A 26,078-nucleotide genomic window follows, 5' to 3' on the forward strand; every position below is an offset into this window, starting at 1 on the left:
CCGAAATACTTGGTGATCGCCGCCGTCAGCGTCGTCTTGCCGTGGTCAACGTGGCCGATCGTGCCGATGTTGACGTGCGGTTTGTTACGCTCAAACTTTTCCTTTGCCATTGCAAGGCTCCTTTTTTCTTACGGATGGTGGGATGAAACCCACCCTACAGTGGAATGGGTAGGGCGGGGTTCACCCCGCCACCCGGTCTTATGCGTATTTCGCCTGGATCTCGTCCGAGATGTTCTGCGGAACCGGATCGTAGTGGTCGAACTGCATGGTGAACTGGGCACGGCCCGACGACATCGAACGCAGGGTGTTGATGTAGCCGAACATGTTGGCCAGCGGAACGAACGCAGCGATTGCGATCGCGTTGCCGCGCGGTTCCTGACCCGACACCTGGCCCCGACGCGAGGTCAGGTCGCCGATGATACCACCGGTGTATTCTTCCGGGGTGATCACTTCGACCTTCATGATCGGTTCCAGCAGCTTCGCACCAGCTTTGCGCATGCCTTCGCGCATGCACATCCGCGCCGCGATTTCGAACGCCAGAACGCTCGAGTCAACGTCGTGGAACTTGCCGTCCAGCAGGGCCACTTTAAAGTCGATCACCGGAAAGCCAGCCAACGGACCGGAATCCATGACCGAACGGATACCCTTTTCGACGCCCGGCACGTATTCCTTCGGAACCGCGCCACCAACGATGCGGCTTTCGAACGAATAGCCTTCGCCCGGTTGGGTCGGCTGGATTTCCAGCTTGACCTCGGCGAACTGACCCGAACCACCCGATTGTTTCTTGTGGGTGTAGGAGTGTTCGACCGGCATCGAGATGGTTTCACGGTAAGCCACCTGCGGCGCACCGATGTTGGCCTCGACCTTGAATTCGCGCTTGAGACGGTCCACCAGGATGTCCAGGTGAAGTTCGCCCATGCCCTTCATGATGGTCTGACCGGATTCCAGGTCGGTTTCCACGCGGAACGACGGGTCTTCGGCTGCCAGACGGGCAAGGCCTTGGCTCATCTTTTCCTGGTCGCCCTTGGTCTTGGGCTCGACCGCGATTTCGATCACCGGCTCGGGGAAGGTCATGGTTTCGAGAACCACAGGTTCCTTGGCATCGCACAGGGTGTCACCGGTGGTGGTGTCTTTCAGACCCGCCAGCGCGATGATGTCGCCTGCAAACGCTTCGTCGATCTCTTCCCGGTTGTTGGAGTGCATCATCATCATACGACCGATGCGCTCTTTCTTGCCTTTGGTCGAGTTCAGGATCTGGTCACCCTTGTTCATCACGCCGGAGTAGATCCGGGTGAAGGTCAGCGAACCGACGAAGGGGTCGTTCATGATCTTGAACGCCAGACCCGCAAACGGCATGTTGTCGTCTGCGCGGCGGGCGATGTTGCGAACTTCTTCCTCGTCACCGGGTTTGAAGCCCATGTAATCGACAACGTCCAGCGGGCTGGGCAGATAGTCGATCACCGCATTGAGCAGCGGCTGCACGCCCTTGTTCTTGAACGCCGAGCCACCCAGAACCGGAACGAAGTGCAGCGCCAGAGTGCCCTTGCGCAGCAGTTTGCGCAGGGTCGGCACATCGGGCTCTTCGCCTTCCAGGTACATCATCATCGCGTCGTCGTCTTCTTCGACGGCCGCTTCGATCATCTTGCCGCGCCATTCTTCGGCCATGTCCTTCAGGCTGTCGCGGATCGGGGCCTTGATCCAGCTTGCGCCCAGATCTTCGCCCTGCCACAGCCACTCTTCCATGGTGACCAGGTCGATCAAGCCTTCCAACTCGGATTCAGCACCGATCGGAATACCAACCGGAACCGCGCGGGCGCCGGTGCGGTCTTCGATCATGCGGACGCAGTTGAAGAAGTCTGCGCCGATCTTGTCCATCTTGTTGACGAACACCATGCGCGGAACCTTGTAACGGTCAGCCTGACGCCACACGGTTTCAGTTTGCGGTTCAACACCGGCGTTTGCGTCCAGAACGCAGACGGCACCGTCGAGCACGGCCAGCGAGCGTTCGACTTCGATGGTGAAGTCAACGTGACCTGGGGTGTCGATGATGTTCAGGCGGTGCTTGGGGGTATCGGCGGTCTGACCGTCCTCGGTGCGCTCCCAGAAGGTGGTGGTTGCAGCCGAGGTGATGGTGATGCCGCGTTCCTGTTCCTGCTCCATCCAGTCCATGGTGGCTGCACCGTCGTGCACCTCACCGATGTTGTGGGATTTGCCGGTGTAATACAGGATACGCTCCGAGCAGGTGGTCTTACCTGCGTCGATGTGCGCCATGATACCGAAGTTGCGGTACAAATTAAGCGGATAGTCGCGTGCCATAAGTGTAAGCCTCTAGGGTTACCAGCGGTAATGGCTGAAGGCTTTGTTCGCCTCGGCCATCTTGTGGGTGTCTTCGCGCTTTTTGACGGCGGTACCGCGGGACTGAACGGCGTCCAGCAGTTCGCCAGCAAGGCGCTCTTCCATGGTGTTTTCATTGCGGTTGCGCGCGGCGGCGATCAGCCAGCGGATGGCCAGTGCCTCGCGGCGCTCGGGGCGCACTTCGACCGGAACCTGATAGGTTGCACCACCCACGCGGCGCGAGCGAACTTCGACCGAAGGTTTGATGTTGTCGAGCGCTTCGTGGAACACTTCGACGGGTGCGCGCTTGATCTTGGTTTCAACGCGATCGAACGCGTTATAGACGATGCGCTCTGCGACCGACTTCTTACCGTCGATCATCAGGTTGTTCATGAATTTGGTCAGAACCTTGTCGCCAAACTTGGCGTCAGGCAGGACTTCGCGTTTTTCGGCGGCGTGACGACGTGACATATCAGCCTCTCCTTCTTACTTGGGACGCTTCGCGCCGTATTTCGAACGGCGTTGCTTACGGTCTTTGACGCCCTGGGTATCCAGAACACCGCGCAGGATGTGGTAACGCACACCGGGAAGGTCTTTCACACGGCCGCCACGGATCAGAACAACCGAGTGTTCCTGCAGGTTGTGGCTTTCACCGGGGATGTACGAGATGACCTCGAACCCGTTGGTCAGGCGCACCTTGGCAACCTTACGCATAGCCGAGTTCGGTTTCTTCGGTGTGGTGGTGTAAACACGTGTACAGACGCCGCGTTTCTGCGGGCACTGCTCCAGGTGCATGGATTTCGAGCGTTTTACTTTCGGCTGCCGCGGTTTGCGGATCAGCTGTTGAATAGTTGGCATTCCGGTTTCTTCCCCGTTTTGCAACACACATGACATGCACGCGCGTTGCGTGCGGCTAACTTCGCTGCGCTTATGCGTCCACAAGCGCAAAACCCGCGAGCGTTCCCATTCCGAGGTGAACGTCGCGGTTTGTTATCAGAGGGCGCGAACTGCAAAATTGTCCGGGCCTTGACCAGTTCATTACTGGAATCGGCGTTGGGGCGGCCCCCGGTGCCGAGATGACGCGCGTAATAGGGGGAGTCGGGCAAAGTGTCAACAGCCCGACCCGATTCCATCTGCGCAGGGCGCCTTATCCGCCGGATATCGCCGTTTTGACCGGCAAACAAGCCGGTTTCGGAGCGGTTGCAGGCGCAGACGGCCAACGGCATAGTCCGTCGGGAACAAACCTCGCTGGAAGTCATAGATGCAAGTTCTCGGCCTGTGCCGCTTTTCGTACCCCGCACTTGGGGGATTTCAGGTCGCGCATGACACTGTCGAGGACAGAATTCGCTATCTCTATGATTGCGACCGGTTGGAAGAGCGATTCCGGCTGTTTGAAGCCGTCTCGCTACCGGGGCTGCGCGCGCAAACCGATCAGGATTTTACCTTGATCATCGTGATTGGGGACAGCCTGCCGAAACCGGATCGCGACCGGTTGCATGACCTGACTGCCGATATACGGCAGGTCAGGATTGTCGCCCAACCGCCGCGCCCGCACCGGGAGGTGATGAAAGAAATCCTGAATGCGGAGCGCGCATCACCAGATGCACCATGTCTGCAGTTCCGGCATGACGACGACGATGCCGTCGCGATTGATTTTGTCGCCAGACTTCGGCAAGCCGCCGGCGACTGCGACGGGTTGCTGAAACGCAACAAGGCTGTCGCAGTCGATTTCAGTCGTGGTTACGCAGCTGAATTCAACAGCGGTGGCACCCGCGTACTGGAAGAGACCAGACCGTTCCTGGGAGTGGCACTTGGGATGTATGTCCGGGGCGGCTGTCCGCTGACGATCATGAATTTTGCGCACAACAAGATTGCACGGTTCATGCCAGCGGTCAGCTTTTCGGATGTGCCTATGTGGGTGCGGTCGCATGGCAGCTTTAACGACTCGCGCAGGGCAAGGGCGCAACCCGTCGATCTGTTGCCTCTGACGGCAGATCAAAAAGAAGAATTCGCCGCCCGGTTTGCGATTGACACCGACCGGGTTTCCAGGCGCGGGTTCAGTCCTTGATCGCGCGCTCGCGGAACAGAGTGAACAAGCCGGCGGCCACGACGAGAGCCGCGCCAAACAAAGTCAGCGGATCAGGCCAATCGCCAAAAACTGCAAAGCCCAGGAGAAGCGCCCAGATCAGGCTTGAATAACGGAACGGGGCGACGAACCCGACCTCGCCAACGCGCATCACCATGACGCTGAACAGATACCCCATCAGAACGAACACCGCCGCCGAGGCGATCATCATGCCGGTGGCCGGCGCAACCGGCACCCAGCCGGTACCGAGCGATGCCAATGCGGCGGTGAGTGTTATGGTGGTGGACGTTGCGAGCGTAACGACCATTGACGGTACGGCGGCCGACATGCGCCGGGTCAAAAGGTCTCGGGCGGTAATCATGGCGACCGCCGCCAACGCATAAAGCGCATAGATATTGAAACCTTCAGGACCAGGGCGGACGATCAACAGCATGCCCGCAAACCCGACCGCAATTGCCGCCGCCCGCCGCCACCCGACCGGTTCCTTGAATAAAATCGCCGCACCCAGGGTCACGGTCAGGGGCAATGCCTGCAAGACCGCCGTCACGTTCGCCAACGGCATGTGTACCAGCGCTGACAGAAACAGGAACGTGGCGCCGACCTCGGCAACGCAACGAAATGCAACAAGGATCTTGTCACGCCGTGGGAAATTCAGGTGCAGGGTGCCCAAATGCCGAGACAGGACATAGATCAGCGTGGTGGCCAGAACACCGCGCATGGCGACCAGCTGAAACAGGGGCAGGTCCGCTGCGGCCGCCTTGACGATCGCGTCGTTGATCGTGAACGCCGCCATGCTGCCCATCATCAGGAACGCGCCTTGCGTGTTGGAAGACATGTTGCGACCTCGGTGCCAGGGGGTGTCAACCGCTCCGGTCGGGTCCGTGAGCCTGCCAACCATACAGTTCTGGCATGGATGTCAAAAAAGGCAAGATGTTAACGGAATTGCATGAGGCTGCGGCGGCGCCACAACCATATATGCACGATAATCCCGGCGAGATAGCACAGGATCACAGCGCTCACCAATCCACCAAACTGATAGCGCCCCAGAACGAACAGAAAGATCGGTGTTCCCAGTGTGTTGCCCAAATTGCCCATCTGGGCCATTGCCCCGTTGGCAAGCGCACGATGCTCTATTGATGTGTTCAACTGAGGGATGGCGGCAAAGCTGGCGCCCTGGACAAGGCCCAGTGTCCCGAACAGTGACACGCATAGAATCGGAGCTGAAACCCCCAACCAGTACCCCGCCAGCACAAGCGCGGACAGGGCAAAGCCGAGCACGACGACACCGATGGCAGACCAGATGCGCATGAGGGCGGTGGCTACCAGCAGCGACACCGCAATGCCGGTCAACGGCATCAACCCCACTATGATGGCGCGCAGGTCAGCTGGCAACAAGATGGGCAGGATCGCGACCAGTGACACGAAAGTCAGCGTATAGAAAAGCCAGCCGACAGCAGGCGCGGCAAGGCGGGGAGAGCTGTAGACGGAAAGATGCTGGCGCAACACCTTACGCGGCGTAATCGAGCCAACTTTCGCCCCGGTCGTTGGGTCATCGGGTTTGAGCACCAGCCACACCATAGCAGCCAACGCCGCCATGGCCAGACCATGGGCGAGGAACAAGGCCTTTAGCCCGTGAACCTGCGCCCATGGCAATCCGACCCATGCTACAATGGCGAAGGACACGCCAAAAAACGTACTCCACAAGGTCATCGCCAGGTTGCGATATCGATCCGAGGAGATCTGCGCCATCAGCGTGGGCGCGGCGACGACGATGGCGAGATGCGACAACCCTTCGATGGTGCGGCTGACCAGCATCGGAACAATTGGAGGCAGGGCAGCTTGCCACAGCGACATCGCCGCGCCCAGACACAGGCCCAGCACTAGCATTCGGCGATACCCCACCCGCGCCACAACGATGCCCGCAGTCATGCCAAAAAGGATGCCAAAGAGACTGATGACGGACAAAACCAAACCCAAGCTTGCCGCCGCATCGGGATAGGCTTGCGCCAGCATGTCGAACGGAACCGCGATCTTGGCGAACTGCCCGGCCGCACCAAGCCCTGAAAGCCAGAGCAACAGGACAAGAAGAAGGATTCGGAGGGTCGGATTGAGCATGTCCCCTTCGATACTCCCACGGCGCTGGCAAAGCCATGGGCAAGTTCGCTGTCACAGTGGGCTTGACCTTAGCGACGCACGCCGTGTTGGTTTGCTTTGGGGCGAAGCGATCACACTCCCAACTTGCCCTTGCGCTTCACTTGATGCAAATTTGTATGCGGGAGAGGAATGTCTGCCTCACAGTCGGATCTGTTGGCAGACGGACCAGCGCGATGCCACGCTTTGGGAGGAGTGTGTCATGACATCCAAGACTGCAGACCCTACACCACCGGACAATCTGACGCCGCAACAAGGGGCCATGCCCAAGGTCAATAGAGTGACCGGGGGTGATATTTCCGCTTCGCTGAAGGCCGGGTTTTCCGACTTTCTGTCGCGCCCCGTCATGAGCGGCTTTTTCGGCCTGTTCTATGCAACCTTCGGAATCCTGCTGGTTTGGAGTTTGGTCTGGCTTGGCCAGATCTGGATGATCATTCCTGCCATTGTAGGCTTTCCGCTGGTTGCACCTTTCGCCGCCGCCGGGCTTTACGAGATGTCCCGCCGGTTGCAGAAGGGAGAGAGTTTTGGCTGGTCCGAGATCCTCATCGTCATGGCCAATCAGCGCAAGCGCGAAATGGGCTGGATGGCCTTTGTCACCCTGTTCATTTTCTGGGTGTGGATTTACCAGGTTCGGCTTTGGCTGGCGATCATCCTGCAAAATGCATCCTTTTCGGATCTTGACGGTTTTTTGAACACCGTATTCTTTACACCTCAGGGCTGGATCTTTCTTGCGGTCGGCACCTGTGTGGGCGCGTTTTTGTCGGCTGTCCTGTTCTCGGTGACCGTCGTCGCCATGCCGATGCTGCTGGACCGGGAAACCAATTTTGTTTCCGCCATGTTAACCTCTTTACGCGTCGTCTCGGAAAGCCCAGTGGTCATGCTCAGCTGGGCGGCGATCATATCGGTCACAATGCTGTTGTCGCTGGTTCCCGCGTTTCTGGGGCTGATCTTTACCCTTCCGATCCTTGGTCACACCACATGGCATCTCTATCAGCGGGCAGTGTCTGCCGCCGAAGGATGATGTATCCAGCCGCCACTCAGAGAGCCTGTGTGCTTGTTTCGTCCGCGGGGGTAATGCTCAATTTCCGCGGGACCGAGCAGCAAGTCCTCGGGCGTGCCGAATTGAGCAATGCCAGCAATCAGTGCCGGGTAACAATCGTCGAATCTGAAGATAGCCGGAATAACCGGGCAATAGACCCATCCTTCTTGCCGGTCTGACCAGTTTTTCCTTTATTCGATTGGTGCGAGAAGCTTAACCCGCCGCAGAATTCACTTTGTGCTCACCAGCCGAAGTTTTGCCGGACCCACTTCAGATTCTTGGCTGACCAACACGGCTTTCTGGCACGCGCACAAAAAAAACCCGCGCCTGAGCGCGGGTTTTGTTTTCGGCATAAACCAAAGTTTATTCCCGGCTTTCCGGAGTATCGACCAGGGTGTCGAGTTCGTCCCCGATGATGTCGTCCTCCATGATCGGAGCGGCCAGGGCAGCGGCGGCTTCGGCCTCTTCCCGGCGGGCTTCGATCACCACGTTGTCGCGGGTCTGCGCGATATGGCGGACGCGCTGGGTTGCGCCGCCCGTACCGGCCGGGATCAGGCGACCGACGATCACGTTTTCCTTGAGACCCACCAGCTTGTCTTTCTTGCCCTGAACCGAGGCTTCGGTCAGAACGCGGGTGGTTTCCTGGAACGACGCCGCCGAGATGAACGAACGCGTCTGCAGCGAGGCCTTGGTGATGCCAAGCAGGATCGGCTGACCCTGGGCCGGGCGACCGCCGCGTGCGATGGTCTTTTCGTTGGCCGCATCGAATTCCTGCTTATCGACATGCTCGCCCTTCAGCAGGGTGGTATCGCCGGATTCGAGGATCTCCCACTTCTGCAGCATCTGGCGCACGATCACTTCAATGTGCTTGTCGTTGATCTTAACACCTTGCAAGCGATAGACGTCCTGCACCTCATCGATCATGTAATCCGCCAGCGCTTCGACGCCCATGATGGCAAGGATGTCGTGCGGGGCCGGGTTGCCGTCCATGATATAGTCACCCTTCTGCACGAAGTCGCCTTCCTGCACCGGGATGTGTTTTCCCTTGGGTACCATGTATTCGATCGGCTCCATCGACTCGTCGGCCGGTTCGATGGTGATGCGGCGCTTGTTCTTGTAGTCGCGGCCAAAGCGCACGTAACCATCGGCTTCGGCGATGATTGCGTGATCCTTGGGACGACGTGCTTCGAACAGTTCCGCAACACGTGGCAGACCACCGGTGATGTCCTTGGTCTTGGCGCCTTCGCGCGGAATACGCGCGACAACGTCACCGGCTTCGATCTGCTGGCCGTCCTCGACAGACAGGATCGCATCCACCGACATCGGATAGTGAACCGGGTTGCCCGCATCGTTGCGCACCGGTTCGCCATCTTCGCCCACCAGAATGATTTCGGGCTTGAGGTCGCTGCCGCGTGGCGCCGCGCGCCAGTCGATCACGATCTTCTGGGTCATGCCGGTTGCGTCATCGGTCTCGTCGCGAACCGCAAGGCCCGAAACCAGGTCGACATATTTCGCGGTACCGGCTTTCTCGGCGATGATCGGAAGGGTGTAGGGATCCCATTCGAACAGCTTGTCGCCGCGCTTGACCTTGGTGCCGTCCTTGACGAACAGCTTGGAGCCGTAGCCCAGCTTGAAGTTGGCGCGTTCTTCGCCGTGTTCGTCGTTGATCACCAGCTTCATGTTACGGCCCATGACCAGGCTTTCGCCTGCGGCATTGACCAGGATCTGCGGGTTTTCGAAGGCAATGACGCCGTCCTGGCTTGCTTCCTGGAACGATTGCTGACCACCTTGGGCAACACCACCGATGTGGAACGTCCGCATCGTCAGCTGTGTACCCGGTTCACCGATCGACTGTGCGGCGATGATACCGACAGCCTCGCCCGTGTTCACCATGGTACCGCGCGCAAGGTCACGACCGTAGCAGGTGGCGCAAACGCCCTCTTCCGACTCACATGTCAGCGGCGAGCGTATCCGCATCGAAGCAACGGCAGCCTCGTCGATGGCGTCAGCCATACGCTCGTCAATCAGCTGACCTGCAGCGACCAGAACCTCATCCGTTCCCGGACGCAGAACGTCATCGGCAGAGACACGACCCAGCACACGCTCGGCCAGAGAGGCAACGACTTCACCGTCGTTAACCGCTGCTTCGGCAGTGATTGCGCGGTCGGTGCCGCAGTCGATTTCACGCACGATGCAATCCTGCGCCACGTCCACCAGACGACGGGTCAGGTAGCCCGAGTTCGCCGTCTTCAGAGCAGTATCCGACAGACCCTTACGGGCACCGTGGGTCGAGTTGAAGTATTCAAGAACGGTCAGACCTTCCTTGAAGTTCGAGATGATCGGCGTCTCGATGATGTCGCCGTTCGGCTTGGCCATCAAGCCACGCATACCACCCAGCTGTTTCATCTGAGTCACCGAGCCCCGCGCACCGGAGTGGGCCATCATGTAGACCGAGTTCGGTTCCTGCTCGGCACCATTCTCGTCACGCGCGGAAGCCGAGATGGTGTTCATCATCGCCTCGGTGACGCGGTCGTTACATTTCGACCAGGCATCGACAACCTTGTTGTACTTTTCGCCCTGAGTGATCAGGCCGTCCATGTACTGTTGTTCGAAATCCTTCACCTGATCGCGGGTGTCATCAACGATGCCCCACTTGTCGTTCGGGATGACCATGTCGTCCTTGCCGAACGAGATGCCGGCCCTGAACGCTTCCTTGAAACCCATCGACATGATCTGGTCACAGAAGATAACCGACTCTTTCTGCCCGCAGTAACGGTAGACGGTGTCGATCACCTGCTGCACTTCCTTCTTGCGCAGCAGACGGTTGACCAGTTCGAACGGCGCCTTGTTGTTCATCGGCAGCAACGCACCCAGACGCAGACGGCCCGGAGTGGTTTCATAGCGCTTCTGAACTTCGTTGCCTTCGTCGTCGATCTGCGTGATCCGCGCGGTGATTTTGGTGTGCAGATGCACTTCACCCGCGTCCAGCGCGTGCTGAACTTCGTCGATCGAACCAAAGACCTTGCCTTCACCCGGCATGCCTTCGCGTTCCAGGGTCACATAGTAGAGACCCAGGATCATGTCCTGCGACGGAACGATGATCGGCGCGCCGTTTGCAGGCGACAGAACGTTGTTCGTCGACATCATCAGAACACGCGCTTCCAGCTGTGCCTCAAGGCTCAGCGGCACGTGAACGGCCATCTGGTCACCGTCGAAGTCGGCGTTGAAGGCCGAACAGACCAGCGGGTGCAGCTGGATCGCTTTACCTTCGATCAGGACCGGTTCGAATGCCTGAATGCCAAGGCGGTGCAGCGTCGGCGCACGGTTCAGCATGACAGGGTGTTCGCGGATCACCTCGTCGAGGATATCCCACACTTCGGGGCGCTCTTTCTCGACAAGTTTCTTCGCCTGTTTCACGGTCGAAGACAGACCCTTGGCTTCAAGGCGGCTGTAAATGAACGGCTTGAACAGCTCCAGCGCCATCTTCTTGGGCAGACCACACTGGTGCAGCTTGAGTTCGGGACCAGTCACGATGACCGAACGGCCCGAGAAGTCGACCCGCTTGCCCAGAAGGTTCTGACGGAAACGACCCTGCTTGCCTTTCAGCATGTCCGACAGCGATTTCAGCGGACGCTTGTTGGCGCCGGTGATCACGCGGCCACGACGGCCATTGTCGAACAGAGCGTCAACGGATTCCTGCAACATCCGCTTTTCGTTGCGGACGATGATGTCAGGCGCGCGCAGTTCGATCAGACGTTTCAGACGGTTGTTCCGGTTGATGACGCGGCGATACAGATCGTTCAGATCCGAGGTCGCGAAGCGGCCACCATCCAGAGGAACCAGCGGACGCAGTTCCGGCGGAATGACCGGGATCACGGTCATTACCATCCACTCGGGCCGGTTGCCCGACTCGAGGAAGGATTCAACCACCTTCAGACGCTTGATGATCTTCTTGGGCTTCAGTTCGCCGGTTGCTTCGGCCAGATCGGCGCGCAGCTGCTCGGCTTCGGCTTCCAGATCGATCTGGGCCAGCATCTCGCGAATGGCTTCGGCACCGATATTCGCGGTGAACGCGTCCATGCCATAGGCATCCTGTGCGTCCATGTACTCTTCTTCGGTCAGCATCTGGCCGTAGGTCAGGTCGGTCAGACCGGGCTCGATGACGACGTAGTTTTCAAAGTAGAGAACCCGTTCCAGATCGCGCAGCGTCATGTCCAGCATCAGACCGATGCGGGACGGCAGCGATTTCAGGAACCAGATATGCGCAACGGGTGCTGCCAGTTCGATATGGCCCATGCGCTCGCGGCGGACTTTCTGCAGGGTGACTTCCACACCGCATTTCTCGCAGACAACGCCGCGATACTTCATCCGCTTATATTTGCCGCACAGACATTCGTAATCTTTGATCGGGCCAAAGATGCGCGCGCAGAACAGACCGTCACGCTCGGGCTTGAACGTGCGATAGTTGATGGTTTCGGGTTTCTTGATCTCGCCATAGGACCAAGACAGGATCCGCTCGGGCGACGCCAGCGAGACCTTGATCTCGTCGAACACTTTCGGGGGCGTCAGCGGGTTGAACGGGTTGTTGGTGATTTCCTGGTTCATTTTGCGTCCTTACAAATTGGGATGGGATGAGTGTGGGGCGCTGCCGCCCCTACTCTTCCTCCGCATCCAGGAGTTCCATATTCAGGCCGAGGCCACGGACTTCTTTGACCAGAACGTTGAACGATTCCGGTACGCCCGCTTCAAAGTTATCCTCGCCCTTGACGATCGACTCATAGACCTTGGTCCGGCCGGCGACGTCATCCGATTTCACGGTGAGCATCTCCTGCAGGGTGTAGGCGGCACCGTAAGCTTCCAGAGCCCAGACTTCCATCTCACCAAAGCGCTGACCACCGAACTGCGCCTTACCGCCCAGCGGCTGCTGGGTGACCAGGCTGTACGGCCCTGTCGAACGCGCGTGGATCTTGTCGTCCACCAGGTGGTGCAGTTTCAGCAGGTACTTGATGCCCACGGTCACCGGACGCGCAAATTGCTCACCCGTACGACCGTCGAACAGAATCGACTGACCGCTTTGCGAGAAGCCCGCACGCACCAGCGCGTCGTTGACGTCAGCCTCTTTGGCACCGTCGAAGACAGGGGTTGCGATCGGAACACCGCGGGTCACGTTGCCCGCTGCTTCGACCAGCGTCTCCTCGTCCATGCCGGTGATGCCTTCTTCGTAGACATCTTCGCCATAGGCCAGCTTCATCGCCTCGCGAACCGGGGTCAGGTCGCCGGAACGGCGGTATTCACCCAGTGCCTCATCGATGTTCAGACCCAGACCGCGCGCGGCCCAACCCATGTGGGTTTCAAGGATCTGACCCACGTTCATACGCGAAGGCACACCCAGCGGGTTCAGACAGAAGTCGACCGGGGTCCCATCGGCCAGGAACGGCATGTCTTCCATCGGAACAACCTTGGAGATCACACCCTTGTTCCCGTGACGACCGGCCATCTTGTCGCCCGGCTGCAGCTTGCGCTTCACCGCGATGAAGACTTTGACCATCTTCATCACACCCGGCGGCAGGTCGTCGCCACGGCGGACTTTCTCGACCTTATCCTCGAAACGGGCATCCAGAGCGCGCTTCTGCACTTCGTACTGCTCGTTCAGAGCCTCAACGATCTGTGCGTCCTGCTCGTCTTCCAGCGCCAGCTGCCACCATTGACCACGGGTCAGAGTGTCCAGCAGATCCTCGGTGATCACCGATCCTGCCTTGACACCTTTCGGGCCTTTGACAGCGGTTTTGCCGAGGATCAAGCTTTGCAGACGCGCATAGATGTTGCGGTCAAGGATCGTCAGCTCATCGTCCCGGTCACGGGCCAGACGTTCGACTTCCTCACGCTCGATCTGCAATGCACGCTCGTCTTTTTCGACGCCGTGACGGTTGAAGACGCGAACCTCGACGACCGTACCGTAATCGCCCGGCTTAACGCGCAGCGAGGTGTCGCGCACGTCGGATGCTTTTTCACCAAAGATGGCGCGCAGCAGCTTTTCTTCCGGGGTCATCGGGCTTTCGCCCTTCGGAGTGATCTTGCCGACCAGAATATCGCCTGGTTCGACATCCGCACCGATGTAAACGATGCCCGCCTCGTCGAGGTTGCGCAGCGCTTCTTCACCGACGTTCGGGATGTCGCGGGTGATTTCTTCCGGGCCCAGTTTGGTGTCACGGGCGGCAACTTCGAATTCCTCGATATGGACCGAGGTAAAGACGTCATCACGTGCGATACGTTCCGAGATCAGGATCGAGTCTTCGTAGTTGTAGCCGTTCCACGGCATGAACGCGACGACCACGTTCTTACCCAGAGCAAGTTCACCCATGTCGGTCGACGGACCGTCGGCAATGACTTCGCCCTTCTGGACGGTGTCACCCACCTTGATCAGCGGACGCTGGTTGATACAGGTGTTCTGGTTCGAACGCTGGAACTTGCGCAGACGATAGATGTCAACGCCAGCATCGCCCAATTCCAGATCCTCGGTGGCGCGAATAACGATACGCTGGGCATCGACCTGGTCGATGATACCGGCGCGTTTCGCCTGAATCGCAGCGCCCGAGTCGATCGCAACCTTTTCCTCGATACCGGTACCGACCAGCGGTGCCTCGGCCCGCAGCAGCGGAACCGCCTGACGTTGCATGTTCGAGCCCATCAGAGCGCGGTTGGCGTCGTCGTTTTCGAGGAACGGGATCAGCGAGGCGGCAACCGAAACCAGCTGTTTCGGGCTCACGTCGATCAGGTCGACGCTTTCCACCGGCGCCAGCGTATAGTCGCCGGCCTGGCGGGTGTTGACCATCTCGTTGATGAACTTGCCGTTCTCGTCCAACGTCGCGTTGGCCTGCGCCACAGTGTGACGCATTTCCTCGGTCGCGGACATGTAGTGGACCTCATCGGTCACCTGACCTTCGCTGACGACGCGATAAGGCGTTTCGATGAAGCCATACTTGTTCACGCGGGCAAAGGTGGCCAGCGAGTTGATCAGACCGATGTTCGGGCCTTCCGGCGTTTCAATCGGGCACATCCGGCCATAGTGGGTCGGGTGCACGTCGCGAACCTCGAAGCCCGCGCGCTCGCGCGTCAGACCACCGGGGCCAAGCGCCGACAGGCGGCGTTTGTGGGTGACTTCGGACAGCGGGTTGGTCTGGTCCATGAACTGCGACAGCTGCGACGAGCCAAAGAACTCGCGTACGGCAGCAGCAGCCGGTTTCGCGTTGATCAGGTCCTGCGGCATGACGGTGTCGATCTCGACCGACGACATGCGTTCCTTGATCGCGCGCTCCATGCGCAGCAGGCCGACTCGGTACTGATTCTCCATCAGTTCGCCGACCGAGCGCACCCGGCGGTTGCCGAGGTGGTCGATGTCGTCCACATCGCCTTTGCCGTCACGCAGTTCCACCAGTGCCTTGATGCAGGCCACGATGTCTTCGCGGTCCAGCGTGCGCTGAGTGTCCGGCTTGTCCAGCGCAAGGCGCATGTTCATCTTGACCCGGCCAACAGCGCTGAGGTCATAGCGCTCGCTGTCAAAGAACAGCGTATCGAACAGGGCGGACGCCGCTTCGACGGTGGGCGGCTCACCCGGGCGCATGACGCGGTAGATATCCATGAGCGCGGTTTCGCGGTTCATGTTCTTGTCCTGCGCCATGGTGTTGCGCATGTAGGGGCCGACATTGACGTTGTCGATATCCAGAACCGGGATATCGGTGATGCCCGCGTCGATCAATTCTTTCGCGGAACCGCCGATCAGTTCACCGTCCTTGTCATATTCCAGCGTCAACTCGTCCCCGGCTTCGACATAGATCGCACCGGTTTCTTCGTTGATGATGTCCTTGGCGACAAACTTGCCTACGATATGATCGAACGGAACCAGCAGGTCGGTGACGGCACCTTCCTCGATCAATTTCTTGACCGCGCGCGGGGTGATCTTCTTACCGGCTTCGGCAATCACTTCGCCCGAGGCGGCGTCGATCAGGTCATAGGTGGGACGGGTGCCGCGCACGCGCTCGGGGAAGAACGGGGTGACCCATCCCTTCTTCTTCGCCAGCTTGTAGGAAACGGTATTGTAATAGGCATCCATGATGCCTTCCTGATCCAGACCCAGCGCATATAGCAGCGTCGTCACCGGCAGCTTGCGGCGACGGTCGATGCGGGCAAAAACGATGTCCTTGGCGTCGAACTCGAAGTCCAGCCACGAGCCGCGATACGGGATGATGCGGCAGGCAAACAGCAGCTTGCCCGAGGAATGGGTCTTGCCCTTGTCATGGTCAAAGAACACGCCCGGCGAGCGGTGCATCTGGGACACGATCACACGTTCAGTGCCGTTGACGATAAAGGTGCCATTCGGAGTCATCAGGGGCATGTCGCCCATGAAGACGTCCTGCTCCTTAATGTCCTTGACCGACTTGGCGCCGGTGTCCTCATCGACATCAAAGACGATCAGACGCAGAGTAACCTTGAGCGGCGCGCTGTAGGTCATGTCGCGCTGCATGCACTCTTCGACGTCATATTTCGGTTTTTCCAGATCGTACTTCACGAACTCCAGAACGGAAGTTTCGTTGAAATCCTTGATCGGGAAAACCGACTGGAACACGCCTTTGATACCTTCGCCGTCGGCTGGCTGTTCGGCATCACCGGAACGCAGGAAAAGATCATAAGAAGATTTCTGTACCTCAATGAGGTTGGGCATTTCCAAAACTTCGCGGATTTTGCCGTAATATTTACGAAGACGTTTCTGGCCAAGGAACGATTGAGCCATGTCAGATGTCACCTTTCGATGTTCTCAGCGGGCAAAGACACCGTCGGGCCCCGGCATCTTGCACATTCGAGACGACACGTCCGGATCAATTCATGGCCACCGTCCCGAAGGCGGCCTCCCGATCCGAAAACCGTGTCTTAGAAAACGCCCCCCTGTCAGAGGCCCTTTCTAAGACAGGTTCGGCTGGACCCGGATTTCTCCGGGTCCAGCCAAATTCTGCGGCACATCAGCGATGCACCTGTCGGTTGGCTTAGGCCAGCTCGACTTCGGCGCCAGCTGCTTCCAGCTTGCCCTTGACTTCTTCGGCTTCTTCTTTCGAAACGCCTTCTTTGATCTTGCCGCCGGCTTCGACCAGTTCCTTGGCTTCTTTCAGGCCCAGGCCAGTGATGCCACGAACTTCTTTGATGACGTTGATTTTCGAAGCGCCGGCGTTCTTCAGAACGACGTCGAATTCGGTCTTTTCTTCCTCGGCTGCGCCACCGGCGTCGCCACCAGCTGCTGCGACCATGACGGCGCCGCCAGCTGCGGGCTCGATGCCGTACTCGTCCTTGAGGATGGTTTTCAGTTCTTGTGCTTCCAGCAGGGTCAGACCAACGATCTCTTCTGCCAGTTTCTTCAGATCAGCCATTGTATCAGCTCTTTCCGTTTACAGTGTGTGTTCCAACGTCGGGGCATTCACAACCCCACGCAGATCATTCAGTGCCAACCGCTTACGCAGCTTCCGCCTTCTCTTCGATGGTGGAAAGGATGCTTGCGATATTGCTTGCAGGTGCGCCAATCGCGCCAGCGATGTTCGAAGCAGGTGCGCCGATGCACGACACGATCTGAGCAATAAGCTCTTCGCGCGACGGCATTTTCGACACGGCTTCGACGCCGGCCCGGTCCAGAGCGTTCTCGCCCATTGCGCCGCCGAGGATCTCAAATTTCTTGTTATCCTTGGCGAAGTCCTCGGCCACCTTGGCTGCCGCCACGGGGTCTTCGGAATAGGTCAGAACGGTCATACCCGTCAGCAGGTCGGCCATGCTTGCACACGGCTTACCCTCGAGGGCGATTTTGGCGAGCCTGTTCTTGGCAACACGCACGGACCCGCCTGCTTCGCGCGCACGCGAACGCAGATCCTGCATCTCGGCAACTGTCAGACCGGCGTAGTGAGCAACCACCACGACGCCAGAGCTTTCGAAGATCTGGCCGAGTTCCTCGACCACTTTCTCTTTCTGGGCTCTATCCACAGTTCTCTCCAAATTAGGGATGATGGGTCATCCCGGCTCATATTTGCCGAGGCCTGAGCCCCGGCGTTCAGGTCCGTTGTACGGGGTTGAGCCAAAAATCGCCCGAGGGTGGGACCCTCGAATTCTTTGGTCTTTCCCGTCTCAGGCAGGAAATTAAGGGGCCATATGGACCCACCCACCGTCTTGGACGAAACAAAATAAAGCGCACGACGAATCGCACGCTTTACTCCGCAGCCCTCTTTAGGCCAGACAGCCTAGGTTTCCAAGGGGTAAATCAGGATCTCGCCGCAAAAACCCTTTTGCCAGAAAGTGTGTTCCGCGCCGTCAGGATGGTACAACATCAGATTTTCCGGCGTCGGAGGTCGCACGGCGTTTGGTGTTGCGAAATTGACAACAAGCACGCCAACCAAAACCAGATAAATTGATGGATCTTTCTAACAAAACGCTTTTGACTTAGATCAGTCAATCGACTCCATCGAACCGGCGCGGGGGTCCACCAGAAGTCACACACGATTCCAGACCCTCAAAAGGGACCCATAGGTTTAGCGACAATCTGCGTTGAAAAATCCCCCCAAACACAAAGATCCCCATACAAATGAGCACTTCATGAAGGTTTTTGGCTACATTCGATTTTCCTATTTTGGCAGAAACGACACCAAAATCGGTCGGGCGGAACTAGAGGAAGCAGAGCGTTTGGACGCCCTCTACAACCCTGAGCGCATGGCCGAACGCCTGTACTTTCTGGAAAACATCACTCTGCCATCTCTCCGCTTTCAAACCGACCCTGACTTCAAGGTCATTGTGGCCGCCTCTACAATCATGCCGGACGTCTATAAAGCGAGCCTAGAACAAGCCTGCGCTGATATTCCACAAATCGAAATAATTTATAGTGACGCAGACCACATTACAGACGCTCTTAACCCAAAAGTAGAAGAACTGACCTCTGGCATTGAACAAAAGACTGTTCATTTTAGGATGGACGACGACGATGCGATTTCCGCATACACGATATCGCGCCTGAAACGGCTGGGCGAACATGCGGTTCCCAACACCCTGATATCGATGCCGCGCGGATTTTACCTAGCCCATGACGGAACGGACTCTTTTCTTCTGCGGAAATTTGAACCCTATATCGCAATCGCCTGGGCACTGGTGAATGCACCCGGGCAGATACGCAACCCGTATCAAGGGCGGCATAGAGGGTACTACGAACTCAACCCGTCGATCATGGATCCTCGCCCACATGCATACATACATGTGGCCCACAACAGCTCGGACACTCGCGCCCGACAAGGACGGAAACTGCGCAAGGCAATTTCCACCGATCCAAACTTTGAGACTGAGCGCGCGAGAAACCGCGTCGAGCGCTTGATCCGGCGCGAATTTCCAACTTTCACGCCTGAAAAGCTGAAACAAATCGTGGCTGACGCACCAAGTGCTAGCGTTTCCACAGAAGACTGAACCCCTCGAGCACTGAGAGTTAGAAACTATTTACCGGGCTGGGTTCTGCTTGTGTGTTATATGCTGTGATGGGTCTTTTGTATCCGGCGTATTGAAAAAGGATGGTCGAGGGAAAATCGAGGCAATCTGATTGGCCTTTCAGAAGCGGCTTTTGACTACGGTTCATAATACTCGGTTGCTGCAGATCGCCGTTAAGTTCGAAAATCCTTTTGTTGTTCCTGGCATTGGGCACTATTGAATGTGGTCTTCTCGAATTCTGGAAAGAATGAAAATATGTGCAGATTCGCAGCGTATTGTGGCGTAAGCATCCCGCTTGAAAACATTATCATCTTGCCCAAACATTCGCTGCTGGAACAAAGCCAGCATGCCGCCGAGGCCAAGCTGGCGGTGAATGGTGACGGATTTGGCATGGCCTGGTATGCAGAGCAGGAGCACCCAGGGCTGTACCGTGACGTCCTGCCCGCGTGGTCGGATGGCAATCTTCTGGACCTGTGCCGCATGATTAAGTCGCGCCTTTTCCTGGCGCACGTTCGGGCCTCGACCTTTGGTGAGACGTCACGTAGCAACTGCCATCCTTTCACCTATGGCAAATGGTCGTTCATGCATAACGGTCAGATCGGCGATTTCGGGCGTATACGGCGGGAACTTGAAGCCTTCCTGCCGGACGAGTGCTATCATGCCCGCCGCGGCAGCACGGATTCTGAGTTGTTGTTTCTGTTGCTGCTGGCGAATGGGTTAGACGAATGCCCCTTTCAAGCTGTCGTCACGACAATCAGGCAGATTGAAGAAGTTCAGGGAGAAACCGAACAGCCCAACAGGATGGCGACTGCCTTTTCCGATGGCTCGGCTCTTTATTCCTTCCGCTATTCCAGTGACCGGCGCAGCCCGTCGCTTTATTTCGGGGAAGGGCTGGACAACGGCGGAAAAGTCGTCGCGTCGGAGCCGCTAGACAGGTCGGTCGGTTCCTGGGAACCTGTCGCCGATCGAAGCTTCTTTTCGTTGGTAAAGGGCGAAGCAAGCATCCGCGAGCTTGGCCTTTGATACATCCTGGAAATGCAGAACGGGCGGCCTGTTTGGGGCCGCCCGCTTGGTTTTACCGCTGAATGCTCGTGCTTATTCGCTCGAAGCCTGCGCCACATCCACGGTCACGCCGGGACCCATGGTCGAGCTCAGCGCGATTTTCTTCATGTAGGTGCCCTTGGCGCCCGACGGCTTTGCCTTGGCCACGGCCGACACAAAGGCACGGACGTTTTCGACCAGCTTGGTTTCGTCAAACGACGCTTTGCCAACACCGGCGTGCACAACACCGCCTTTTTCCGCCTTGAACTGGACTTCACCGCCCTTGGCTGCTTCCACGGCGGCTTTCACGTCCATGGTCACGGTGCCAACCTTGGGGTTCGGCATCAGGTTGCGGGGGCCAAGGATCTTACCCAGACGGCCTACGACGGGCATCATGTCCGGGGTCGCGATGCAGCGGTCGAACTCGATCTTGCCGCCCTGAATGGTTTCCATCAGGTCTTCTGCGCCAACAATGTCAGCACCGGCTGCCTTGGCTTCGTCCGCCTTGGGGCCGCGAGCAAACACTGCAACGCGCATGGTTTTGCCAGTTCCGTTCGGCAGGCCGACGACGCCGCGGACCATCTGGTCGGCGTGGCGGGTGTCGACGCCCAGATTCATGGCGATCTCGACGGTTTCGTCGAATTTGGCCGAGGCGTTTGCCTTGATCAGGGAAACTGCTTCTTCGACCGACAGGTTTTCCTTGCCGGCAAAAGCTTCGCGTGCGGCGCGGGTCCGTTTTCCGAGTTTAGCCATCTTACTTCACCTCGATGCCCATGGAGCGGGCCGAGCCCAGGATGATCTGCATTGCGCCTTCGATGTCGTTGGCGTTGAGATCTTTCATCTTGGCTTCCGCAATTTCACGGACCTGCTTCGAGGTCACGGTTGCGATTGTTTCACGGCCAGGATTTTCCGCACCGCGCGGGCGGTTACGTTTGCCAACCGGCTTCAGACCAGCAGCTTTTTTCAGGTAATAAGACGCGGGCGGCGTCTTGATGTCCATGGTGAAGGACTTGTCCTGATAGTAGGTGATCACGGTCGGGCACGGCGCGCCGGGCTCCATGTCTGCGGTCTTGGCGTTGAACGCCTTGCAGAATTCCATGATGTTGATGCCGCGCTGACCCAGTGCGGGGCCGACCGGCGGAGAGGGGTTTGCCTGACCTGCAGGAACCTGCAGCTTCATCGAACCAACAAGCTTCTTAGCCATGTGGTTTTCCTTTCAACGTGGGCGGGACGCGTCCAGCCCGGAGAATGTTGCGTGGTCCGATTTCAGGATCGCGATCCGTCCATCTCCCACGAGAGAATCTCGCCCGAAGACGATAGAGGCGGCGTTTATAGGGGAATGGCAGGGTTGGCAAGGGGATCGCTCACCCCTTTAGTGATTGAATATGCCCGCAGCCTCAGCGCAAGAATTTCTCTACGCAGAGACCGTCCAGTGTTCCTGTCTGTGAGTAAACGCCAACAAAGCTTTTCTGCTGGGGTGTTAGCGTACCTGAAACGGCGTGAACAAGCTGAGCGCCGAAAAGCTCTTCGTACCCTGCCTCAAAGGCCATTGCTTTGCAAACCTCTAGAACGATGTCCAAACTTTCTTCACTACTTAACGGGTTCTGCGAGATACGGTCACTGACAGCATTTGATAGTAAGACAATGAACGGTGCGCGAGTGTCATGGACAATCATATCATCCGAGAGGTCTGTTCTGCCGATCTGGTCATCAGCCCCTCTCAACGCTTGAACGGCGAACGAGACGTGCTGTGCCTTATCCACTTTCTGATCAAAGAAATCGTTACTGATCAGAAATTCAAGGAACTCAAAATTGGTTTGACTCACCAAATCCTCATTTAAATAGAAGAAAGCAAACTCGATTAAGGACACACCGCTTTCGTTACGCTCAAGCAGCACCTCAGGCACGTTGGACACAATTTCTTGCAGGCGATCGTTCTGAAGATTTGCGTTCGCTCGCAGCGCCTCTTCAAACAAAGCTGCTGATTGATGTGTGTCAGCCGCAGCAGGTGCAAAAAGAAGCCCCCCAATAGTCACTGCAAACGCGAAGCCGATACAATTTAATAGAATGAAAGTGACCGCAGTATGGAATCTAAACAAGAGTATATCTTCCGGTGTTTGGGTAGTTAAAGTCTATAAGGCTTTGGCTTTGTCAACAGCCGCTTCTTCAGACGGGCGGACAAACAAAAAACGCCGCAATGCCCAAGGCATCACGGCGTCAAAATCTCTCTCAGAAGCTTCTCACCCCTGCTTCGTAACCTGCGTAAAGTCCAGTTCAACCGGCGTTTCGCGGCCAAAGATCGAAACCGAAACCTTGAGTTTCTGGTTCTCGTCGTCCACGCCTTCGACCATGCCGTCGAAATCCTCGAACGGACCATCGTTGACCTTGACCTTTTCGCCAATCTCGAACGAGATCATCAGCTTGGGCGCTTCTTCGCCTTCCTGAACGCGGTTGAGGATCTGGTTCACTTCGGCGTCGCGCATCGGCATCGGGCGGCCTTGCGGGCCAAGGAAACCGGTGACCCGGTTGATCGAGTTGATCAGGTGATAGCCCTGGTCGGACATTTCCATGTGCACCAGCACGTAGCCGGGCATGAAGCGGCGCTCTGTCGTGACCTTCTTGCCCCGGCGCACTTCGATCACCTCTTCGGTGGGCACCAGAACTTCGTCGATATCGTCCTCAAGACCCTGCTCGGCCACGGACGTGCGGATCTGTTCTGCGATCTTTTTCTCGAAATTCGAAAGAACGCTGACCGAGTACCACCGTTTCGCCATGAACCTGTCGTCCTTGTTCTGCCTTTGGCACACTGTCCGGAGCGCGCCCGTCATTGAAATTTCTCAGCGGTTTCACCGCACAACCCGGAACAAAAAGCGGCGCGCAACTCGAATCGCCGCACGCCCGTCCCAAAGGGTTTCGCGTCACCTACTCCGACATGGCGCGTTGTGCAAGGGGCGTCCGGGATTTAACCGGGCGTTCCCGAGGGCTTGCCTAGTTGAACATACCCAGAATCAGCTGCAGCCCGCCACGGATGCCCAGATCCACCAGCGCAAAGAAAATGGCGGTCAGTGTCGCCATGATGAACACCATGACCGTGGTCAGCAGCACCTCGCGGCGCGTCGGCCATACGACCTTTGCGACTTCGGCGCGGACCTGCTGGATGAACTGGATCGGATTCATGGTGGCCATTTGGCTTGTGTCTCTCTGCTTGCGAATGGGCCGGACATAGCCGGGCAATGCGGTAATTTCAAGGGCGGGCGGACGCGCGGCGCATATCAGGCCGGCGGTTGCAGGTAATCCGCGTCATCGACCTGTTCCAGCCAGTCGGTGATGTGGTCATCCAAAGCCTCCTGAATGGCGAGGTGGACCATTTCCGTTTCCGGCGCTGCACCATGCCAGTGTTCTTCGCCCGGCGGAATCCAGACTGTATCTCCGGGTCGAATTGTCCGGGGCGCTTCGCCACGGCGCCCAACCAACCCGACACCTGACAAAACATACAACGTCTGGCCCAACGGGTGGGTATGCCATGCTGTACGCGCGCCAGCGTCAAAGGAAACCCGGAATGCCCGAACGCGCGCCGGCTCGGGCGCTTCAATCACCGGCTCTAGCCAAACCGTTCCGGTAAACCAGTCCCGCGGCGCTTTTCGCCCCTCTCGACCGTCCGACCTGAATACTTCCATAGCGCACCTCCTGACCCTTTGCTCGCGCCCCCGACTCGACACAGGTCAAGGTTTGGGCTTGTCGTCCCATTGATTGTCGAGGATTCGCCGGGCGTCCCCTTCGGGGTCGTCATACTGGTTGGTGCGAACCGTGTAGATGAACGCGGCAAGACCAACACCCCCCAACAGGAGAGAGATCGGAATCAGATAGGCCAGTACTTCCATCGGGTCACCTCAGCCGCAAAGCGTTCAGGGATACGGTAATAGACGAGGTCGACATCGCCAAGGCGGCGATCAGCGGTGTCGCCAATCCAGCCACCGCCAGGGGCACCGCGATGACGTTATAGACCGTGGCAATCTGAAAGTTCTCACGGATTCGTTTGGTTGCCTTGGTCGCGGTCTCACAAGCCTCAGCAATCGGCGACAACTCGGTGCCAAGCAAAACGATATCCGAGGCAACGCGCGCCGCATCCAGAGCCGACGCTGGCGAGATCGATACATGTGCCGCCGCAAGCGCCGCTGTGTCGTTGAGGCCGTCCCCCACCATCAAGACCTTGCGGCCCTCCTCCGTCAGCTGCTGCACCCGCTTGACCTTGTCTTCGGGCAAGGCCTCGGCCACCCAATCTTGAATGCCAAGCCGCTCTGCCAGCTCCGCAACGGCGCCTTGGGTATCGCCGGAAATCAATGCCACCTGCTTGCCGGCATTGCGAAGAGCGGCCACGGCTTGTACCGCGCCGGGGCGCAGCGCGTCCGTGTAAACGAATGCCACCGGCGCGCGGTCCCCAACTGCCAACCATGCGGCTGTTTGATTGCCCTGTTCTGCACCTACCCATGCCGCACGGCCCAGGCGTACGGTCTGACCGCGAAACTGACCTTTGGCTCCATAACCGGGAACCTCAATCAGATTGGCAATGCCCGCTGGCTTTATCCCGGTAGCGCGAGCAGTCTTGGCTAGTGAAACCGACAACGGGTGAGACGATGCCTCGGCCAGCGCCAGTGCGATTTCCAGATTGGTCCGCGTGTGATCGCCCAGATTGGTCAGTTCCGGCGTTCCGGCGGTCAGAGTGCCCGTTTTGTCAAAGACGACCGTGTCCACCTCGGCCAGACGCTCCAGTGCGGTTGCGTGTTTGATCAGCAAGCCCCGACGGAACAACCGCCCGGAGGCGGCGGTGGTCACGGCCGGAACCGCCAGACCCAAAGCGCAGGGGCAGGTGATGATGAGAACGGCGGCGGCGATGTTCAACGCCGTGCGAACATCACCTGAATACAGATACCAGCCGAGAAAGCTGAGCGCTGATAGGATATGAACGCCTGGTGCATAAAGTTTGGCTGCACTGTCGGCCAGCGAGGTATAGCGTGACCGGCCTGACTCGGCGATAGCCACCAGATCCGCCATGCGATGCAGCGAGGTTTCCTGCCCCACCGCTGTGGCGCGGATGGTCAGGGGGCCGGTCAGATTCACCTCGCCCGCACTCACGATCAAGCCCGGTTCGGCAAAGACGGGGAGCGTTTCGCCAGTCAGCAGCGAACGGTCCAATTCGGAGCGACCGGATACGACCTCGCCATCCACTGGCATCCGGCCACCCGGGCGCACAAGCACCAGATCGCCGACCGCAAGCGTGGAGACGGCAACTTCTTCCTCGATGTCGTTGGCCACACGTATGGCACGCGGAACTTCCAGTGCCGCGAGTTCTTCGGCAGCAGACCGCGCCACGGCCCGGGTTCGATAATCGAGATAACGTCCTGCCAGCAGAAAGAAGGTCAGAGTCAGGGCGGCATCGAAATAGGCATGCTCGCCACTCAGCGAGGTTTCCCAAAGCGAAGTGACCAGCGCCAAAACAATGGCCAGAACGATCGGTACGTCCATGTTCAGGCGACGAACGCGAAGCGCACTCCACGCATTCGCAAAGAACGGCTGTCCTGAAAACGCAATCGCTGGCAGCGCAATGGCCGCCGAAATCCAGTGAAACATGTCACGTGTGGCGTCCGATGCCCCGGACCAAACCGATACCGAAAGCAACATCACGTTCATCGAGGCGAACCCCGCCACCGCAAGTCGCATCAGAAGGTTACGGCCCGCCTTGTCGGTCTGCGTTGCCGCCAGCGCGCCGGTATCCAGCTCATGCGCTTCGTAGCCTGCGCGCTCCAGCACTGGGATAAGATCGGCAGCGCGCACATTCGCCGAAGCCTGGATCATCGCCCGCTTGAGCGTCAGATTGACCCGAGCATCGGCGACGCCGGGATAGGCGCTCAACTCGCGTTCGACTGTGGCAAT

The 26,078-nt window shown here is 58.2% G+C and carries 22 protein-coding genes; 4 read left to right on the plus strand and 18 right to left on the minus strand.

Annotated elements, in window-relative coordinates:
• From AC2FLX_RS18500 to rpsL, 4 genes are all read right to left on the minus strand, one after another.
• A partial coding sequence (locus AC2FLX_RS18500) for a GTP-binding protein (RefSeq protein ID WP_170611170.1) occupies positions 1–110 on the minus strand: 110 nt, incomplete at its 3' end.
• An 88-nt stretch (positions 111–198) separates the two neighbouring features.
• A complete protein-coding gene (gene fusA, locus AC2FLX_RS18505) occupies positions 199–2,316 on the minus strand; it encodes an elongation factor G (protein WP_496810941.1) in 2,118 nt (705 codons plus the stop codon).
• A gap of 18 nt (positions 2,317–2,334) precedes the next feature.
• Positions 2,335–2,805, minus strand: a complete 471-nt coding sequence (gene rpsG, locus AC2FLX_RS18510; RefSeq protein WP_138842352.1) for a 30S ribosomal protein S7 — start codon at positions 2,803–2,805, stop codon at positions 2,335–2,337.
• Between the two features lie 15 nt (positions 2,806–2,820).
• Complete coding sequence (gene rpsL, locus AC2FLX_RS18515) at positions 2,821–3,192, minus strand: 30S ribosomal protein S12 (RefSeq protein ID WP_005621086.1); 372 nt, start codon at positions 3,190–3,192, stop codon at positions 2,821–2,823.
• 403 nt (positions 3,193–3,595) lie between these two features.
• On the opposite strand from rpsL, the gene AC2FLX_RS18520 reads away from it, so the two are divergent.
• Positions 3,596–4,402, plus strand: a complete 807-nt coding sequence (locus AC2FLX_RS18520; RefSeq protein ID WP_480750193.1) for a putative rhamnosyl transferase — start codon at positions 3,596–3,598, stop codon at positions 4,400–4,402.
• Here AC2FLX_RS18520 and AC2FLX_RS18525 read toward each other — a convergent pair.
• Positions 4,392–5,255, minus strand: a complete 864-nt coding sequence (locus AC2FLX_RS18525) for a DMT family transporter (RefSeq protein WP_496810942.1) — start codon at positions 5,253–5,255, stop codon at positions 4,392–4,394. The genes AC2FLX_RS18520 and AC2FLX_RS18525 overlap by 11 nt on opposite strands.
• Before the next feature lie 98 nt (positions 5,256–5,353).
• Entirely contained in the window at positions 5,354–6,535 is a 1,182-nt protein-coding gene (locus AC2FLX_RS18530; protein WP_496810943.1) for an MFS transporter, read from the minus strand.
• 238 nt (positions 6,536–6,773) lie between these two features.
• On the opposite strand from AC2FLX_RS18530, the gene AC2FLX_RS18535 reads away from it, so the two are divergent.
• Positions 6,774–7,592: a DUF2189 domain-containing protein gene (locus tag AC2FLX_RS18535; protein WP_496810944.1), complete on the plus strand. Its 819-nt coding sequence runs from the start codon at positions 6,774–6,776 to the stop codon at positions 7,590–7,592.
• Between the two features lie 381 nt (positions 7,593–7,973).
• On the opposite strand, the gene rpoC is transcribed toward AC2FLX_RS18535, so the two are convergent.
• The 4 genes from rpoC to rplJ all read right to left on the minus strand — a co-directional run bounded on the left by rpoC (position 7,974) and on the right by rplJ (position 17,627).
• Positions 7,974–12,215: a DNA-directed RNA polymerase subunit beta' gene (gene rpoC, locus AC2FLX_RS18540; protein WP_480750189.1), complete on the minus strand. Its 4,242-nt coding sequence runs from the start codon at positions 12,213–12,215 to the stop codon at positions 7,974–7,976.
• Positions 12,216–12,264: 49 nt separating this feature from the next.
• Positions 12,265–16,398 carry a DNA-directed RNA polymerase subunit beta gene (gene rpoB / locus AC2FLX_RS18545; protein WP_496810945.1) on the minus strand — a complete coding sequence of 1,378 codons (4,134 nt, stop codon included), beginning with the start codon at positions 16,396–16,398 and terminating at the stop codon, positions 12,265–12,267.
• Between the two features lie 250 nt (positions 16,399–16,648).
• On the minus strand, positions 16,649–17,026 hold the full coding sequence (gene rplL / locus AC2FLX_RS18550) for a 50S ribosomal protein L7/L12 (protein ID WP_480750187.1): 378 nt from the start codon (positions 17,024–17,026) through the stop codon (positions 16,649–16,651).
• A gap of 82 nt (positions 17,027–17,108) precedes the next feature.
• Entirely contained in the window at positions 17,109–17,627 is a 519-nt protein-coding gene (rplJ, locus tag AC2FLX_RS18555) for a 50S ribosomal protein L10 (protein WP_480750186.1), read from the minus strand.
• Between the two features lie 606 nt (positions 17,628–18,233).
• Between rplJ and AC2FLX_RS18560 the strand changes: the two genes are divergently transcribed.
• Together AC2FLX_RS18560 and AC2FLX_RS18565 are read left to right on the plus strand one after the other, a co-directional pair.
• Positions 18,234–19,088, plus strand: a complete 855-nt coding sequence (locus tag AC2FLX_RS18560) for a glycosyltransferase (protein WP_496806885.1) — start codon at positions 18,234–18,236, stop codon at positions 19,086–19,088.
• Between the two features lie 273 nt (positions 19,089–19,361).
• On the plus strand, positions 19,362–20,129 hold the full coding sequence (locus AC2FLX_RS18565; protein ID WP_496810946.1) for a class II glutamine amidotransferase: 768 nt from the start codon (positions 19,362–19,364) through the stop codon (positions 20,127–20,129).
• A 72-nt stretch (positions 20,130–20,201) separates the two neighbouring features.
• Here the strand turns inward: AC2FLX_RS18565 and rplA are convergent, their stop codons facing one another.
• From rplA to AC2FLX_RS18605, 8 genes are all read right to left on the minus strand, one after another.
• The gene (gene rplA / locus AC2FLX_RS18570; protein WP_480750183.1) at positions 20,202–20,900 is read right to left on the minus strand and encodes a 50S ribosomal protein L1; all 699 of its coding nucleotides are present in this window, start codon (positions 20,898–20,900) and stop codon (positions 20,202–20,204) included.
• A 1-nt stretch (position 20,901) separates the two neighbouring features.
• Entirely contained in the window at positions 20,902–21,351 is a 450-nt protein-coding gene (gene rplK, locus AC2FLX_RS18575) for a 50S ribosomal protein L11 (protein ID WP_480750182.1), read from the minus strand.
• 193 nt (positions 21,352–21,544) lie between these two features.
• Positions 21,545–22,246 carry a hypothetical protein gene (locus AC2FLX_RS18580; protein WP_496810947.1) on the minus strand — a complete coding sequence of 234 codons (702 nt, stop codon included), beginning with the start codon at positions 22,244–22,246 and terminating at the stop codon, positions 21,545–21,547.
• Between the two features lie 141 nt (positions 22,247–22,387).
• The gene (gene nusG / locus AC2FLX_RS18585; RefSeq protein ID WP_496747179.1) at positions 22,388–22,921 is read right to left on the minus strand and encodes a transcription termination/antitermination protein NusG; all 534 of its coding nucleotides are present in this window, start codon (positions 22,919–22,921) and stop codon (positions 22,388–22,390) included.
• A 214-nt stretch (positions 22,922–23,135) separates the two neighbouring features.
• Complete coding sequence (gene secE / locus AC2FLX_RS18590; protein ID WP_480750179.1) at positions 23,136–23,333, minus strand: preprotein translocase subunit SecE; 198 nt, start codon at positions 23,331–23,333, stop codon at positions 23,136–23,138.
• Between the two features lie 86 nt (positions 23,334–23,419).
• Positions 23,420–23,824 (minus strand): (R)-mandelonitrile lyase, encoded by a 405-nt coding sequence (locus tag AC2FLX_RS18595; protein ID WP_496810948.1) that lies wholly within the window; start codon positions 23,822–23,824, stop codon positions 23,420–23,422.
• A gap of 45 nt (positions 23,825–23,869) precedes the next feature.
• Positions 23,870–24,028, minus strand: coding sequence for a cbb3-type cytochrome oxidase assembly protein CcoS (ccoS, locus tag AC2FLX_RS18600; RefSeq protein WP_480750177.1), 159 nt, complete (start codon positions 24,026–24,028; stop codon positions 23,870–23,872).
• Between the two features lie 4 nt (positions 24,029–24,032).
• Positions 24,033–26,078, minus strand: a 2,046-nt coding sequence (locus tag AC2FLX_RS18605; protein WP_496875494.1) for a heavy metal translocating P-type ATPase, incomplete at its 5' end; no start/stop codon positions are given.

The sequence above is a fragment of the Ruegeria sp. YKSF57 genome, assembly GCF_059612585.1.

Excerpts from the sequence above, each read along its gene's own strand:
- fusA (WP_496810941.1), bottom strand. The coding sequence starts at position 2,316 with ATGGCACGCGACTATCCGCTTAATTTGTACCGCAACTTCGGTATCATG.
- rpsG (WP_138842352.1), bottom strand. The coding sequence starts at position 2,805 with ATGTCACGTCGTCACGCCGCCGAAAAACGCGAAGTCCTGCCTGACGCC.
- rpsL (WP_005621086.1), bottom strand. The coding sequence starts at position 3,192 with ATGCCAACTATTCAACAGCTGATCCGCAAACCGCGGCAGCCGAAAGTA.
- AC2FLX_RS18520 (WP_480750193.1), top strand. The coding sequence starts at position 3,596 with ATGCAAGTTCTCGGCCTGTGCCGCTTTTCGTACCCCGCACTTGGGGGA.
- AC2FLX_RS18525 (WP_496810942.1), bottom strand. The coding sequence starts at position 5,255 with ATGTCTTCCAACACGCAAGGCGCGTTCCTGATGATGGGCAGCATGGCG.
- AC2FLX_RS18530 (WP_496810943.1), bottom strand. The coding sequence starts at position 6,535 with ATGCTCAATCCGACCCTCCGAATCCTTCTTCTTGTCCTGTTGCTCTGG.
- AC2FLX_RS18535 (WP_496810944.1), top strand. The coding sequence starts at position 6,774 with ATGACATCCAAGACTGCAGACCCTACACCACCGGACAATCTGACGCCG.
- rpoC (WP_480750189.1), bottom strand. The coding sequence starts at position 12,215 with ATGAACCAGGAAATCACCAACAACCCGTTCAACCCGCTGACGCCCCCG.
- rpoB (WP_496810945.1), bottom strand. The coding sequence starts at position 16,398 with ATGGCTCAATCGTTCCTTGGCCAGAAACGTCTTCGTAAATATTACGGC.
- rplL (WP_480750187.1), bottom strand. The coding sequence starts at position 17,026 with ATGGCTGATCTGAAGAAACTGGCAGAAGAGATCGTTGGTCTGACCCTG.
- AC2FLX_RS18560 (WP_496806885.1), top strand. The coding sequence starts at position 18,234 with ATGAAGGTTTTTGGCTACATTCGATTTTCCTATTTTGGCAGAAACGAC.
- AC2FLX_RS18565 (WP_496810946.1), top strand. The coding sequence starts at position 19,362 with ATGTGCAGATTCGCAGCGTATTGTGGCGTAAGCATCCCGCTTGAAAAC.
- rplA (WP_480750183.1), bottom strand. The coding sequence starts at position 20,900 with ATGGCTAAACTCGGAAAACGGACCCGCGCCGCACGCGAAGCTTTTGCC.
- rplK (WP_480750182.1), bottom strand. The coding sequence starts at position 21,351 with ATGGCTAAGAAGCTTGTTGGTTCGATGAAGCTGCAGGTTCCTGCAGGT.
- nusG (WP_496747179.1), bottom strand. The coding sequence starts at position 22,921 with ATGGCGAAACGGTGGTACTCGGTCAGCGTTCTTTCGAATTTCGAGAAA.
- secE (WP_480750179.1), bottom strand. The coding sequence starts at position 23,333 with ATGGCCACCATGAATCCGATCCAGTTCATCCAGCAGGTCCGCGCCGAA.
- AC2FLX_RS18595 (WP_496810948.1), bottom strand. The coding sequence starts at position 23,824 with ATGGAAGTATTCAGGTCGGACGGTCGAGAGGGGCGAAAAGCGCCGCGG.
- ccoS (WP_480750177.1), bottom strand. The coding sequence starts at position 24,028 with ATGGAAGTACTGGCCTATCTGATTCCGATCTCTCTCCTGTTGGGGGGT.